The 14,892-nt window shown below is 41.3% G+C and carries 18 protein-coding genes; 5 read left to right on the top strand and 13 right to left on the bottom strand.

Features of this window, described 5'->3' with window-relative positions; all coding sequences use genetic code 11:
* Positions 1 to 187 precede the first annotated feature (187 nt).
* From ACF8FD_RS09225 to ACF8FD_RS09180, 10 genes are all read right to left on the bottom strand, one after another.
* On the bottom strand, positions 188 to 607 hold the full coding sequence (locus ACF8FD_RS09225; protein WP_004684427.1) for a F0F1 ATP synthase subunit epsilon: 420 nt from the start codon (positions 605 to 607) through the stop codon (positions 188 to 190).
* Positions 608 to 633: 26 nt separating this feature from the next.
* Complete coding sequence (gene atpD, locus ACF8FD_RS09220; RefSeq protein ID WP_004684425.1) at positions 634 to 2,028, bottom strand: F0F1 ATP synthase subunit beta; 1,395 nt, start codon at positions 2,026 to 2,028, stop codon at positions 634 to 636.
* A 26-nt stretch (positions 2,029 to 2,054) separates the two neighbouring features.
* Positions 2,055 to 2,924, bottom strand: a complete 870-nt coding sequence (atpG, locus tag ACF8FD_RS09215; protein ID WP_005401891.1) for a F0F1 ATP synthase subunit gamma — start codon at positions 2,922 to 2,924, stop codon at positions 2,055 to 2,057.
* Between the two features lie 88 nt (positions 2,925 to 3,012).
* On the bottom strand, positions 3,013 to 4,557 hold the full coding sequence (gene atpA, locus ACF8FD_RS09210) for a F0F1 ATP synthase subunit alpha (protein WP_004684423.1): 1,545 nt from the start codon (positions 4,555 to 4,557) through the stop codon (positions 3,013 to 3,015).
* A 44-nt stretch (positions 4,558 to 4,601) separates the two neighbouring features.
* On the bottom strand, positions 4,602 to 5,138 hold the full coding sequence (locus ACF8FD_RS09205) for a F0F1 ATP synthase subunit delta (protein WP_004984037.1): 537 nt from the start codon (positions 5,136 to 5,138) through the stop codon (positions 4,602 to 4,604).
* 12 nt (positions 5,139 to 5,150) lie between these two features.
* Positions 5,151 to 5,621 (bottom strand): F0F1 ATP synthase subunit B, encoded by a 471-nt coding sequence (locus ACF8FD_RS09200; protein ID WP_004684420.1) that lies wholly within the window; start codon positions 5,619 to 5,621, stop codon positions 5,151 to 5,153.
* 38 nt (positions 5,622 to 5,659) lie between these two features.
* Complete coding sequence (atpE, locus tag ACF8FD_RS09195; RefSeq protein WP_000424060.1) at positions 5,660 to 5,905, bottom strand: F0F1 ATP synthase subunit C; 246 nt, start codon at positions 5,903 to 5,905, stop codon at positions 5,660 to 5,662.
* 84 nt (positions 5,906 to 5,989) lie between these two features.
* Positions 5,990 to 6,865, bottom strand: coding sequence for a F0F1 ATP synthase subunit A (gene atpB / locus ACF8FD_RS09190; RefSeq protein WP_004684418.1), 876 nt, complete (start codon positions 6,863 to 6,865; stop codon positions 5,990 to 5,992).
* A 107-nt stretch (positions 6,866 to 6,972) separates the two neighbouring features.
* Positions 6,973 to 7,371 carry an ATP synthase subunit I gene (locus tag ACF8FD_RS09185; protein WP_004684416.1) on the bottom strand — a complete coding sequence of 133 codons (399 nt, stop codon included), beginning with the start codon at positions 7,369 to 7,371 and terminating at the stop codon, positions 6,973 to 6,975.
* A 171-nt stretch (positions 7,372 to 7,542) separates the two neighbouring features.
* Positions 7,543 to 8,382, bottom strand: a complete 840-nt coding sequence (locus tag ACF8FD_RS09180) for a metal ABC transporter solute-binding protein, Zn/Mn family (protein ID WP_062031755.1) — start codon at positions 8,380 to 8,382, stop codon at positions 7,543 to 7,545.
* A gap of 140 nt (positions 8,383 to 8,522) precedes the next feature.
* On the opposite strand from ACF8FD_RS09180, the gene ACF8FD_RS09175 reads away from it, so the two are divergent.
* The 4 genes from ACF8FD_RS09175 (at position 8,523) to ACF8FD_RS09160 (ending at position 11,229) form a co-directional block, all read left to right on the top strand.
* The gene (locus tag ACF8FD_RS09175) at positions 8,523 to 9,017 is read left to right on the top strand and encodes a transcriptional repressor (RefSeq protein WP_058868677.1); all 495 of its coding nucleotides are present in this window, start codon (positions 8,523 to 8,525) and stop codon (positions 9,015 to 9,017) included.
* A complete protein-coding gene (znuC, locus tag ACF8FD_RS09170) occupies positions 9,002 to 9,784 on the top strand; it encodes a zinc ABC transporter ATP-binding protein ZnuC (RefSeq protein ID WP_078426299.1) in 783 nt (260 codons plus the stop codon). Before ACF8FD_RS09175 ends, znuC begins: the two co-directional genes overlap by 16 nt.
* A gap of 3 nt (positions 9,785 to 9,787) precedes the next feature.
* A complete protein-coding gene (gene znuB / locus ACF8FD_RS09165) occupies positions 9,788 to 10,588 on the top strand; it encodes a zinc ABC transporter permease subunit ZnuB (RefSeq protein WP_279679261.1) in 801 nt (266 codons plus the stop codon).
* A 98-nt stretch (positions 10,589 to 10,686) separates the two neighbouring features.
* The gene (locus tag ACF8FD_RS09160; RefSeq protein WP_392453330.1) at positions 10,687 to 11,229 is read left to right on the top strand and encodes a hypothetical protein; all 543 of its coding nucleotides are present in this window, start codon (positions 10,687 to 10,689) and stop codon (positions 11,227 to 11,229) included.
* On the opposite strand, the gene ACF8FD_RS09155 is transcribed toward ACF8FD_RS09160, so the two are convergent.
* Complete coding sequence (locus ACF8FD_RS09155) at positions 11,223 to 11,843, bottom strand: LysE family transporter (protein WP_279679263.1); 621 nt, start codon at positions 11,841 to 11,843, stop codon at positions 11,223 to 11,225. The genes ACF8FD_RS09160 and ACF8FD_RS09155 overlap by 7 nt on opposite strands.
* Before the next feature lie 161 nt (positions 11,844 to 12,004).
* Between ACF8FD_RS09155 and ACF8FD_RS09150 the strand changes: the two genes are divergently transcribed.
* Positions 12,005 to 12,925, top strand: a complete 921-nt coding sequence (locus ACF8FD_RS09150) for a Dyp-type peroxidase (RefSeq protein WP_279679264.1) — start codon at positions 12,005 to 12,007, stop codon at positions 12,923 to 12,925.
* A 172-nt stretch (positions 12,926 to 13,097) separates the two neighbouring features.
* Here the strand turns inward: ACF8FD_RS09150 and ACF8FD_RS09145 are convergent, their stop codons facing one another.
* Together ACF8FD_RS09145 and ACF8FD_RS09140 are read right to left on the bottom strand one after the other, a co-directional pair.
* Entirely contained in the window at positions 13,098 to 13,826 is a 729-nt protein-coding gene (locus ACF8FD_RS09145) for an SH3 domain-containing protein (RefSeq protein WP_234304211.1), read from the bottom strand.
* Positions 13,823 to 14,892: LysM peptidoglycan-binding domain-containing protein (locus ACF8FD_RS09140; RefSeq protein WP_392453329.1), on the bottom strand; the 1,070-nt coding region annotated here is incomplete at its 5' end. The genes ACF8FD_RS09140 and ACF8FD_RS09145, both read right to left, overlap by 4 nt.

The raw sequence follows: 14,892 nt of genomic DNA, 5'->3' as shown, positions 1-14,892 counted from the left end.
AGTTAAAAGACGAAGCACTATCATGCAAAATAAAGATTGCGCCTATGCAACAGACCGCTCCAGTCTATTTGAACAATGACAACTAAGAAACTAAGAAACTCATCATGAAATAAGCAATTGACGCATTTTTATCATCAGACATAAAAAAAGCCACCTTTCGGTGGCTTTTTTTATCTCAAACCGTCTCTTATTGAGCGCGGTTTTTGATTTTGCGGATGGTTTCCAACTGAGCAGCAGTTTCTGCAAGAGCAGCCAAAGCAGCAGCCGAGTCCAAGTCGCTCTTTTGATTTGCAAGCAATTGTTCAGCGTGTTTACGCGCTTCAAGAATTGCTGCTTCATCTAAGTTTTCTGCACGGACTGCAGTATCTGCAAGAACCGTAACAACATGCGGTTGAACTTCTAGAACACCACCAGATACATAGATTAACTCTTCTGTACCGTTTTCAAGCAGAACACGGATTGTACCCGGCTTGAGTAAAGTTACTAGTGGCGCGTGACCAGGCATAATACCTAATTCACCACCAGCACCTTTAGCAATTAGCATCGTTACAGCGCCAGAGTACAAAGACTCTTGGACACTTACAACATCACACTGCATAGTCGACATGAGAATCTCCTAAATTAGGTAACTAATTAAAGTTTCTCAGCTTTAGCAATTACTTCGTCAATACCACCAACCATATAGAACGCTTGTTCTGGAATGTGGTCATATTCACCAGCTAAAAGACCTTTAAAGCCACGAATCGTTTCTTTAAGCGGTACAAGTTTACCAGGAGCACCAGTAAACACTTCAGCTACGTGGAACGGTTGAGAGAAGAAACGTTGGATTTTACGCGCACGGTAAACAGTCAACTTATCTTCTTCTGCAAGTTCGTCCATACCAAGAATCGCGATGATGTCTTTCAATTCTTTATAACGTTGAAGAACGTTTTGAACTGAACGAGCAATCTCGTAATGCTCAGCACCCACTACGAGTGGATCTAACTGACGTGAAGTTGAGTCAAGTGGATCGATCGCTGGGTAAATACCAGAAGATGCGATGTCACGGCTCAATACTACAGTTGCATCTAAGTGAGCAAATGTCGTTGCAGGCGATGGATCTGTTAAGTCATCGGCAGGTACGTATACCGCTTGGATTGACGTAATAGAACCAGACTTAGTCGATGTAATACGTTCTTGAAGAACACCCATCTCTTCTGCAAGTGTCGGTTGGTAACCTACTGCAGATGGCATACGACCTAGAAGTGCTGATACTTCAGTACCTGCTAGTGTATAACGGTAGATGTTGTCTACGAACAATAGTACGTCACGACCTTTGCCGTTTTCGTCTTTCTCGTCACGGAAGTACTCAGCCATGGTCAAACCAGTCAACGCTACGCGTAAACGGTTACCCGGTGGCTCGTTCATCTGACCGTAGACCATTGCTACTTTGTCTAGAACGTTTGAGTCTTTCATCTCGTGATAGAAGTCGTTACCTTCACGAGTACGCTCACCAACACCAGCGAACACAGATAAACCTGAGTGCGCTTTAGCGATGTTGTTGATCAACTCCATCATGTTTACAGTTTTACCAACACCGGCACCACCGAACAGACCAACTTTACCACCTTTAGCGAACGGGCATAGTAAGTCGATGACTTTAATACCAGTTTCTAAAAGGTCAGTAGAAGCTGCTTGTTCAGCATAAGAAGGTGCTTGACGGTGAATCGGCAAACGCGCTTCCGTCGCAACTGGACCAGCTTCGTCGATTGGGCGACCAAGAACGTCCATGATACGACCCAAAGTCGCTGTACCCACTGGTACAGAGATTGGAGCGTTAGTATTCGTTACGTTCAAACCACGCTTAAGGCCTTCAGTAGAACCCATTGCAATAGTACGAACTACGCCATCACCAAGTTGTTGCTGAACTTCTAATGTAGTTTCAGTGCCATCAACGTGGAGAGCGTCATAGATCTTAGGAACGCTGTTACGTTCAAACTCGACGTCGATAACCGCGCCGATGATCTGAATGATACGACCGCTACTCATTGCTGTCTCCTCAATTCAAAATAATGTTAAACGGCAGCGGCACCACCAACGATCTCAGAAATCTCCTGAGTAATCGCGGCTTGACGCAGCTTGTTATAAATAAGTTGTAGGCTCTTGATCAAATCACCTGCGTTGTCCGTTGCAGCTTTCATTGCAACCATACGAGCTGACTGCTCACACGCGATGTTTTCGATCACGCCTTGATATACCACAGACTCGATATAACGAACCAATAAGCCATTTAAAAGCTCTTCAGCTTCAGGCTCATAGAGATAGTCCCAACCGTATTGACGGTTAAGGGTCTTGTTTTCTTCAGCAGTTGCTAAAGGAACAAGTTGTTCGATTTTTTGATTTTGAGTCATGGCATTGACAAAGCCGTTTGACACAAGATAAATACGATCTAACTCGCCTTTATCAAATGCGTCTAACATCACCTGTACAGAACCAGATAACTGTTCAAGGCTTGGTGTATCACCGACATTTGTCGTAGCACCCAGCACTTTACCGCCGTAGTTTTTAAAAAACGAAACCGCTTTTTGACCAATTAAAGCAAATTGAACTTCAATTGACTGCTCTTGTTGCTGTTGTACGTGTTTAACCACTTTTTTGAACAAGTTAATGTTCAAACCACCAGCAAGGCCACGATCTGAAGACACAATGATATAGCCAACGCGCTTCACAGGGCGTTCAACCATATAACGGTGTTTGTATTCAGGATTCGCTTGAACCAAGTGAGCAATTACACGGTGCATATTTTCGGCATACGGACGGCCTTGAGCCATGCGCTCTTGCGCACGACGCATCTTAGAAGCTGCTACCATCTGCATCGCGCGAGTAATTTTCTGCGTGCTTTTGATACTAGCTACTTTGGCGCGAATTTCTTTTAAATTTGCCATACGCTTAACCTAGTATTCGAAGGCCCTTTCGAGCCCTCGAAGGTTGATCCGTGAACCAAACCAAAACTAAATCCAACTGAAGTTGAAATTAGTAAGTTTGAGTCGCTTTAAAGCTTTCAATACCTGCTTTGATTGCAGCTTCGATGTCTTTGTTGTAATCACCAGTTTCATCGATGTTTTGCATTAACGCAGCATTTTCTGAACGGAAGTAAGAGATTAACGCAGCATCAAAGTCTACGATTTTCTTCACTTCAACGTCAGCCATATAGCCTTCGTTAGATGCATAAATTGAAACAGCTTGGTCAGCAATTGAATATGGAGCATATTGTTTTTGCTTCATTAATTCAGTTACACGTTGACCATGTTCAAGTTGCTTACGAGTTGCTTCATCAAGGTCAGAAGCGAACTGAGCAAACGCTGCCAATTCACGGTATTGCGCCAAAGCAGTACGGATACCACCAGACAATTTTTTGATGATCTTAGTCTGCGCTGAACCACCAACACGAGATACAGAGATACCCGCGTTCACAGCAGGACGAATACCTGCGTTGAATAATGATGTTTCAAGGAAGATCTGACCGTCAGTGATCGAAATTACGTTCGTTGGTACGAATGCAGATACGTCACCCGCTTGAGTTTCAATGATTGGTAATGCAGTTAATGAACCAGTTTGGCCTTTAACTTCACCATTCGTGAATTTCTCAACATAGTCAGCAGAAACGCGCGAAGCACGCTCAAGAAGACGAGAGTGAAGATAGAATACGTCACCTGGATACGCTTCACGACCTGGTGGACGACGTAATAACAATGAAATTTGACGGTAAGCAACAGCTTGCTTAGACAAATCATCATAAATGATTAGTGCATCTTCACCGCGGTCACGGAAGTATTCACCCATTGTACAGCCAGAGTATGGAGCCAAGTACAACATTGCTGCTGGATCGGCTGCAGCTGCTGCTACAACAGTGGTATACGCCATAGCGCCAGTTTCTTCTAGCTTGCGCACAACGTTAGCAATAGTCGATTGTTTTTGACCAATAGCTACGTATACACATTTAATGCCAGAGTTTTTCTGAGCGATGATCGCATCGATCGCCATCGCTGTTTTACCAGTTTGACGGTCACCAATGATCAACTCACGCTGACCACGGCCTACAGGGATCATTGTATCTACTGATTTATAACCAGTTTGTACAGGTTGATCCACTGATTGACGCCAAATTACACCTGGTGCTACTTTTTCAACAGCATCAGTTAATTTTGCATCAATTGGGCCTTTACCATCAATTGGGTTACCCAAAGCATCTACGACACGGCCTAAAAGTTCTGGACCAACCGGAACTTCTAATACACGACCTGTGCAACGAGCTTTTTGACCTTCTTGAAGGCTTAAGTAGTTACCTAAAACAACGACGCCCACTGAATCCTGTTCTAGGTTCAGTGCCATACCGTATAAGCCGCCGTCGAATTCGATCATTTCACCGTACATTGCATCAGCAAGGCCGTGAATACGCACAATACCGTCGGAAACCATAACAATGGTCCCTTCGTTTTTAGCGGTCGCGCTGGTGTCCAGATCGCCGATACGCTGTTTAATGAGCGCACTGATCTCGGATGGATTCAGTTGTTGCATTGCGCTATACCTCAATCTTTTTAAAGTTCAGTCTTCATATGCAATTAAGCAAGAAGACGAGTCCGCATTTTTTCTAGCTTGTTAAGCGCAGAATCATCTATCACTTGGTCGCCTGCACGAATAACAACACCAGCAATAAGCTCTGGTTTAACTTCTACAGAAACATTTACCGCAGCTTCGAATTTTTTCTCTAAAGCATGTGCAAGTAATTGTTCTTGTACAGAAGTCAATGGGAATGCAGATTCAATCACTACATCCACAGTATTGTTATTCTGTGATTTGAGCTGCTCGTATTCAGCAGAAATTTCAGGAAGAAGCGCCAAACGGTTGTTTTCAGCAAGCAATGTCAAAAAGTTTGACACTGCTGCAGTTTGGTCTTCGCCTAATACTTTTGCAAAAAGACTTACCTGCTCAGCAGGAGTAAGCTCAGGGCGAGTTAAGAAAGCTGAAAATGCTTCGTCTTGCACCGCAGCACTGAGCAAGTTCAATGCAGATGACCAAGAGTCAGTTGCATTTTGCTCAGAAGCGTAAGCAAATGCTGCTTTAGCGTACGGGCGTGCCAACGTCAAGAGTTCAGCCATAATCCGCCTCTCTTAAAGTTTAGCAGCCAGCTGAGTCAGCATGGCATTGTGAGCTTCAGCATCAACTTTTTGGCTAAGAATTTTCTCAGCGCCTGTTACTGCAAGATCAGCAACTTGTTGACGTAATTCTTCACGAGCAGAATTGATTTCTGTATCAACAGCTTCTTTTGCTTGTTGACGAATACGCTCACCTTCAGCTGACGCTTGAGTACGAGCTTCTTCTACCAATTGTGCACCGCGGCGGTTCGCTTGTTCGATCAATTGAGCCGCTTGCGCTTTCGCTGCATCTAATTCAGCTTTCACTTGAGCTTGCGCATCCGCAAGATCAGCTTTTGCTTTTTCAGCAGCGTTTAAGCCATCAGCGATTTTACGCTGACGCTCACTAATCGCATTGATTAGTGGTGGCCATACAAATTTCATGCAGAATGCGACAAACATCGCAAATGCAATCGCTTGGCCAATCAATGTGAGGTTGATATTCATTGCTATTCCTCAATAGTTTAATTTAGGAATTAAGCCGATTAACCTACAAATGGATTAGCAAAGATGAAGAACAAGCCAATACCAACACCGATCATAGGCACAGCATCAAGAAGACCCGCGATTAAGAACATGCGAGTTTGAAGTTGTGGAGCCAATTCTGGTTGACGTGCAACAGCTTCAAGGAAGCGACCGCCTAAAAGACCAAAACCAATCGCAGTACCTAAAGCACCAAAAGCGATCAAGATAGCAGATGCAATTGCAACTAGACCTAAAGTGAGTTCCATGATAATTCCTCAGAGGTTAGGTTTATACCAAATTAAATTAAAAAATTGTGCGCCCAACCATCCAGTGATAGTTGAGCATTACCATTAATGCTTTTCGCTTGCCATGCTCAAGTATACGATAGTCAGCATCATAAAAATGAATGCTTGTAGCGTGATAACAAGAATGTGGAAGATCGCCCAAGGCACAGACAACGCCCATTGGATCCAGAACGGTAATAATGCGATAAGGATGAAGATTAACTCACCTGCATACATGTTACCGAAAAGTCGCAGAGCCAATGAAACTGGACGTGCAAGGAATGTTACTAATTCAAGAATTAAGTTCACTGGAATCAATAACGCTTTTGCAACTGGGTTACTTGGGTTAAATGGGTTAAGTGCTAATTCGCCAACGAAACCACCAATCCCCTTTTCGCGAATACTGTAGAACAAGATCAGTACAAATACAGATAAAGACATACCTAGGGTAATGTTTGGATCTGTAGAAGGTACAACCTTGAAGTAGACGTGATGAGGATCCATACCAAATACACTTGCACCAATCAGTTGAGCTGTATACGGAATAAAGTCAACTGGGATTAAGTCCATTGCGTTCATGAGGAAAATCCACACGAAAATGGTCAATGCAAGTGGCGCAATTAAGCGTGATTTGCCATGGAAAGTGTCGCGAACACTTGAGTCCACAAACTCAATGATCATTTCAATTGCAGACTGGAACTTGGTTGGAACACCAGAGTTTGCAGCTTTCGCTACGCACCAGAACAACAAACAGAAAATCACACCAAGAGTGATAGACCAACCCATTGAATCCAAGTGAATAGCAGTGAACCCCATCTGTTGAGCTTCTTCAGCAGTCTCAGCCAACTTCCATGAACCGTCTGGCATTTTGCCATAAGTCATATTCGTCAAGTGATGCTTGATATACTCGGTCGAAGTAAGGGCATGTTCTTCAGCAGCCATAAATCACACCTGGTCAATGTCAAATACAAATAGAGAGAACGAACATCGCGTGCTGCTTGATATCTCGTTCATCTCCTAAAAAACTTTTCAATTTTTTGTAGTGCTTATTAAACTCGTTTTTGTTGACGCGACACCCAAAATGGAGCAACCCACGTCATGGTTTGAACGAGCATAAAACCACAAAACAACGCCACCGCTGACAACGGTTTGACATTGCTTAAAATTAAAATGAAACCAACAATCACAATTGCAAACTTACCCATCATGCCTTTATACATGTTCGCAAGAACTTGTTTAGAAGCGCGAGCTCCTGCTGCTCGAAACGACTGCCATGAAAAATAGCAAGTCGCAAGCCAACACACGAGCGCACCTAATGCTGCACTCAGGGCTGCGGTTGAGTCTTTCACGACCCAGCCGATCAAGGCTGAAACAGGAATCATACATGCTTGTAAGAGGACTAAAGCTTTCGCTAATCGTCGGTCAATCAAGCGACTAGTTCGGCTCATTATTTATTCACTCACAACAATCATGCTTGACAAGTTTAGCTGATGATTATTTTTAATCGCAGGCATTATAGAGTTACACCCCTGAACATGCAATCTTTTCCCGACCTAAGTCGAGTTTTTTTCTATGTTTAAATTGCTTTTAAACTAATCAATTATTGTTTAATTTTTGCGTCACTTTCGCGCATTTAGCACACATTTATGCACATGATCGGCCAATTGCTTCCACGCGCTGACAAAATCCCCTGCCCCAGTCATGCTTTCATCAACCGCTTGGAAAACCAATGGGTTCAACTTTTGATATTGTGCTTGACTGGCATGCACTTCGGCCAAAAGGCACATCTTTGAATAAGGGCGGCTGTCATTTAAGTATTTGATTTGCGCAACCGTAGGGGCAATATGTGGGTCATCTGTCAAGGCGCCTGCAAAGCGTAAGTTTAAAGGTCGCTCAATGTATTGATAGGCATCATGAAAAGACCAATACGGGCGAGCTTGGGTACTTTGACTATATATAGCTGAGGCTTGCAACATTTTCTGAGCAAAGATTTTGGCATTATTCCAGTAGCGCTCCTTATACTCAGGCATCTGCTGTGAACGCAGGCCCGCAATAAAGAAACCAATGCGTACCGCATTGTTTGGGTCAAGCCAAACATGGGTATCGATGGTATTTTTTAAGGCATCACCACGAGTATTGCGCAGTGGTAAAGCATTGATAATGCCTGAATCTAAAATAGAAACTGCTTTATCATTGGGGGTCAGGAGTTTATCCAGCGGTGCTTCATGTGCTCGTCCCAACCAAATAACCAAACCTGCATCCTGAATGATTTTACGATGCATTGGGGTCAAACTCACATCATGTCCAGATTGATCTGCCAACAATAAGGTTGGTTTTTCAATGCCTTTCGTCACTTCCTGTGCAATCAAGTAAATCGGCTGTGTAGAAACAACCAAGTCTTGCGTCCAAGCAACACTACTAAACAGCGCAAACGCAAAAAAAGCCAAGAAACGGGACATGGGAGCAATCACTAGAAATACAATTAGTGTTATAATATAACAAATCGACAAAAATACCTATGCCTAATCGAAACTCTCTGCGCTTCATGTTAAGATTTAATGTCGTTTTTCTTTTATAAATTTTGCACTTGAGGTTTGTTATGAGCGCTTGTTCTCACGAACACCACCATGCTTTACATGATGTGCATGGTCATCACAACGTTGAGACGCGTTTGGCTGAAGCAGAAGTCTTGTGCGCAGCAACTGGTGCGCGCTTAACCCCCTTAAGAAAAGAAGTTTTGGCACTGATCCTAAATGCGACAGGCCCGATGGGTGCGTATGATTTGTTGGCTAAAATTAAAAGCAATGCCGACCGCCCTGCTGCCCCACCGACGGTGTACCGCACCTTAGACTTTTTATTAGAAAAAGGCCTCATTCACCGACTCACCTCGATTAATGCCTATATTCCGTGTTGCCATCCCCGTGAAGGCCATCAAGCAGCCTTTCTCATTTGCACTGATTGCAAATCAGTGACAGAAGCCTCTGCACAAGGATTATTACAACAACTCGATGCACTTTCCGCAGCCGATGGTTTTACGGCACAACACAGCATTATCGAAATTTCAGGAATTTGTCAGCAGTGTCGCCACAAATAAGCCTCGATCCTGTTCTGGTCGAACTCTCCCAAATTAGTGTTCGTATCGATGAACGCGACATTTTAAAGCATGTCGATTTTGTCTTACATGAACGGGAAATTGTGACCCTGATTGGCCCAAATGGTGCAGGGAAATCCACGCTCATTAAAGTGCTGTTGGGTATTGTGCACCCTAATGCTGGCGACATTAAAACAACAAAGCCACTCAAGTTTTCTTATGTACCACAAAAATTTAATCCCTCACATAGCCTACCGCTTAGGGTGAAAGACCTTTTGGCTTTGGAAAAATGCGATCCTGCAATCAAGCAAGAAATTATCCACGATACGGGGATCAGCAAACTTGAAAACTCCAAAGTACAGCAGCTTTCAGGTGGAGAGCGTCAACGCGTTTTACTGGCTCGTGCGCTGTTACGTCAACCAGATATTTTGGTTCTCGATGAACCCATGCAAGGCTTAGACATTCAGTCTGAGGCTGAGTTGTACGACTATGTGCGCAGTTTACCCGCCAAATATGGTTGTGCTGTGCTCATGGTTTCACATGATTTGCAGTGGGTCATGCAAGGAACTCATCGTGTGGTGTGTTTGAATAAACACATTTGTTGTAGTGGCCTGCCTGAAAGTGTGCAACAACACCCTGAGTATCAAGCCATTTTTGGTACCAACCGCGTGTTCTATCAACATCATCATGATCACTGCGCACATGGTGATAGTGCAACGCCTTGTCAGCATGACGCTCGCCCACACATTCACCCTGAACCGGAAGCTTAACTCATGATGGAATGGTTACAACTGCTGTTGCCTGCATGGATTATGGGCACGCTTCTGGTCTTTTTAACTGCGCCACTAGGTTGTTTGATGCTATGGCGTCGCATGTCATTCTTTGCCGACACCATGGCACATGGCACGTTACTGGGTGTCGCGATTGCAGGAGCAATGGCGTTGCCCTTGTGGATGGGTGTGGCTTTTATTGCGGGCTTGTTGGTGGCGATCCTTTGGGTTTTGCATGATCCACGTTTACCTAATGACGCATTACTCGCACTCTGTTCTGCAACCTTGCTCTGCTCGGGTCTGATGTTTATTCAACATATTCCAAGCTTAAGACCTGAATTACTCAGCTATTTATTTGGTGATTTACTCACGATCACTTGGACAGACCTGCCCGTTTTTGCGACCGTTATTGTTGTTGCACTCGCAGTGCTTTATAAAAGTTGGCAAGCTCAAATTCAGATCGCGATCGATCCTGATATGGCCGTCAGTGAAGGTGTCAGTGCGAAATGGCAACGTTTGATTTTTATGTTGCTACTGGCTTTATTTACCATTTTAGCACTTCGTGCAGTGGGTTCTTTACTGATGGGTGCCTTGCTTGTCATTCCAGCACTCACCGCTCGACTGCTTGCCCACTCTCCAAAACAAATGGTGATTTGGGCCTTTGTGATTGCGCAAATTGGGGTGACAGTTGGTTTATGGTCCAGTGCAGGGCTAAATACTTCTACAGGACTCAGCATTGTCTTAACCATGTCGATTCTGTTTGCGCTGATTTTTATCGCGCAGAAGTTTAAAAAGATCACTTAAAAAATTGGGCATGAATTAAAGCCATGAAATCGCATGGCTTTACTCGTAAACATTCAAATTATATAAAAAATGTAAACCCCAATACTGAGAAAATAATTATGTCTGATGAACAGTTAAAAAATAGTTTAAAAAATCGTTATATTTTTCAGGATAGCGATATATTTACACATGGAAGAGATTATTTTCAGATAGCTCAACTAGCATATAACTCAAAAGAATTTAAGCCGTATCCAATATTAACGCTATTAGCATTAGCTATAGAACATTTTTTTAAAAGCTTAGACACTGAAAATAAAACCCAAAGGTCTAACCACCCTAATAATGATGAACCTTTTTTAATATTACCCACCTATAGACAAATTCAAACCAATAATAAAAATGGGCATGACTTATACAGTTTATTCGATTATTTTTCAAAAAAAGATTCCGAACTATATCAATATATAAATAATCAATATTCAAATCAATTTAGTAGAGATCCAAGAACTCTTCTTGAGCGAAATCGAAAACTTTTCGAACATACTCGATATGCATATGAAAATGCAGAAAATCATAATCATCTTACCGATCTGCAAGAGTTATACAAATTAACTGAGTTTCTGTATCAAACTATAGAAGATTTATTTAAACAAAATTACTGATGCACTAAACTCAATAAACTTGCAGCACAGGCAAACAACACTGCAAAAGTACGATTTAGATATTTTTGCTGTCGCGGGGATTTTAAGAGTTTTAAAACTTTCGCTGCCAATCCCGTATATCCTGCCATCACAATCAAATCAATCGTAACCATCGTGACGGCCATCACCGCATATTGACTCCACTGCGGCTTAGACAAATCTAAAAATTGCGGTAAAACTGCCAATAAAAATACGATTGCTTTGGGATTGCTCATATTGATCAAAAAGCCATACATCACCAATTTAGAGCGTGATTTAGTCGGTTGTTCTTGTTGAATTTCAATCGATTGGATGGGTGCCATCCATTGTAAATAAGCCAAATACAATAAATAAGCCACACCAAACCACTTCACGGCCCAAAATGCCCAAGGCGTTGTGGCAAAGAGCACCCCTACCCCAGCCGCCACAATACCGATTTGCACCAACAAGGCGAGTTGTAAACCCAACGCATTCCAATAACCATGCCGAAAACCGTAGTTGAGGCCACTCGACATGGACGCAATAGCCCCTGCCCCTGGAGAAATACTAATGATCCAACATGCAAGTACAAAGCCAAGCCAAATTTGAAATGACATAGTGGTATTGAGAAAAAAATGACCTTTAGATTATATGATCTTTCATGCTTTTAGGGTTTATTATTCATCAATGAATTTATCACTTAAGGCTATGAAGCTGAAACTGCATAAGGCACAATAAGTGCAGCCAATAGAAATAACAATTTTTTTAGGAGCCATGAATGACCGCCCAATCTGTAATTCTGCCATTACCTTCAGATCATGCCCGTTTTATTGTTTTACGTTTAAAAGATTTAAGTATTGAAGAACTGAAAGAAAAATTAGAAGATTTATTTTCCACCCGTGATCGTCTTATTACCCAACATCCAAATGCGCAAATTAAAACGGCTGTTGCTTTTGGTCCTGAACTTTGGGCACAACTTCATCCTACAGCGCCTGCAGGGTTTAAACAGCTAGAGCCCATTTATGGCTCTTTCAATATGCCTGTTTCACCTGCGGATGTTTTAATTCATATTGCGGCTCAGCGTACCGATCTTTGTTTTGCCCTTAGTCAATCGTTCTTTGAAGGTATCCAAGATAAAGTTGATGTTTTAGATGAACGAGTCTGTTTCCGCAATTTTGATGGTCGAGATTTGACTGGTTTTATTGATGGTACTGAAAACCCGCAGTTTCCTGATGATCGTGCTGCAACGACCTTATTAAGTGAAGATGCAGGAGTATTCGCAGATGGCTCTTTTATCTTTGCGCAACGCTATTGCCATGATTTGGAAAAGTGGAAAAAATTAAAAGTTGATGCTCAAGAGCAAGTCTTTGGAAGGACAAAACTTGAAAGTATTGAACTAGATGATGACGTTAAGCCTGAAAATTCTCACGTTGCACGCGTCGTGGTTGAAGATGATGAAGGCGAGGAAATGGAAATCCTACGTCACTCGCTTCCTTATGGCGATGGTAAAGGTGAGCAAGGTTTATTTTTTATTGCCTATACGAAAGACTTAAGCATTATTGATGCGATGTTACTGCGAATGTTTGGCACCAGTGGTGATGGAATCCATGACCGTATGCTTCATTTTGTGACTCCTGTGGATGGTGCTTATTATTTTGCGCCGAGTGAGGAGCTGTTGGAAGAAGTTTTGGAAGGGTGATTTTTTAATGCTTAACGGCTTTGTTGCATAAATATGTAAGCATCTGATTTAAATAAATTTAATTTTAGATCAAAAAATAATCAAAACTTTTAAAATCATATAGTTATAAAATCTTTGTGCAACAAAGCCATGCTTAACTACAGTAATGGCCTACTGTAGTTAAGCTAATCTTTTACAATTCGGCTTTCCATACGCTATTTTTCACTAACTTCCCATCTTTAATATGTAATGCAATATTATATTGAGCAGCCCCACCACTACTTAATGAGTTGATTATGTATAAATCATTGTTTTTCTGATAAATCTGAAAATCAGCAAGTTCATTCTTACTACTGAGCCCATCTTTTGGAAAAAAATAGTTTTCCAATTGATCTGAATTAATAATGATTTTTTGCTCTTGGATCTTAACTACAATTCTGTTCAACTGAAGAAAGTTTACAGTAGGGAGGTCACCATCCGTACCATAAAAAGCCTTCCCTTTATACAAACTATATAACTCGCTCCCCTTTAGGCTTTTGGAATAATTTTTTGAATTCAAATCCGCATCCTTCGATGAGATCTCAACTGTATATAAAGAATTCCTATATAAAACAGTTTTAACATCATATTTTTTTAATTTTATTTTGTTATAACTATCAAATCTATTAATTCTATTATTATAAATATAACCATTCACACCAGACGATGAGTTAATAAAACAGAAATTATTCACAATATCATCCACACATGAAACTATTTCTCCATTCTTCTGTTTAGATATAACCTTAGAGCTCAAATCTGCCGATTCACGAACATTAACATAGCCGTCTTTATCTTGAATCAATCCAAAATCAGCATAAATACAAGTACTAATTGTCATTAAAAAAGGAAAAAAGATATAATTCATTTTATTTTTTCTCATTTAGGGTAAGTTCCTTTTTTATCGCGAATGTATTTAATTTTTATATTAGGATATTGACGCTGAAAGTTTATGATTTTTTCTGCCAAATTTTCAACATCCTTGTTCTGCGCACGAGTACAACCCATTGTAACGCGCCAGCCCTGCTTTTCAGCGTAAGGATCTTTTAAGCCAGAGCCTCCTCCATGAACCCAACGAGCCCTTGTATCAGTACTACGAATTTTTGTAGTTCCATATGCTGCCCCCAATTGACTTGTCCTAGTGCCACCGGAAATAATTGTATAAAATCCAGTGAACATCCCATCAGCGTTACTTTTAGCTTTACTAGACACTCTACTTCCTGATTTGAAGCTAAAAAGTTTGTTACCTAAATGATCATAGAAAACAGTATATCCTTCTTTGGGCTCTTCAAACGGGCCATAATCCATATCTTGAAATGTATAAATAACAGCCATCCCATCAGATATTTTCACTTTCACATCCTTTGTATTCCCATTCAATTGCGTTTTATTTTTATCAATTTTTGGAGGCTCTTTTACCTTTTGATTATTAACAGCTTCTTTTGCTACTGGAGTACTCAACTCAATCATATTATTAAATTGTTGAGCACTGTTACTAATACTACCGGTCGGCTTCGCTGTGTGATTCTTCGAAAACTCAAGAATATCTAAATTTAAATTACCTAAACCAATATTGTTAAAAATTTGGTTTAAAGCACTATTAGATGGTTTGTGCCTCAAGTATTTATTTATCTTTAGTTTCTTCCCAATTGCAATATTATTTATGTTACTTATCTTATTATCTTTTGCTATTTCCTCTATAGTAGTGCCGAATTTTTTAGCAATTCCTGCTAAGGTGTCACCCGATTTCACACTATAGCTTTCACTCACACCAAAAAATAGAATCTGACCAACCTTTATCTTGTTCTTATCTTGAATATTATTATCTTCTATAATTCTATTTACAGTTGTAGCATTAGATTTAGCAATTTTTTCTAGAGTATCCCCTTTTTTTACAACGTATCCTGCTGTAGAACGGCTTTGTTGCACAAAGATTTGAAATGCAAAGC

It is taken from the genome of Acinetobacter sp. TYF_19 (assembly GCF_043105125.1).
Classification (GTDB): Bacteria; Pseudomonadota; Gammaproteobacteria; order Pseudomonadales; family Moraxellaceae; genus Acinetobacter; species Acinetobacter johnsonii.
This window is presented reverse-complemented; position numbering and strand designations above follow the sequence as displayed.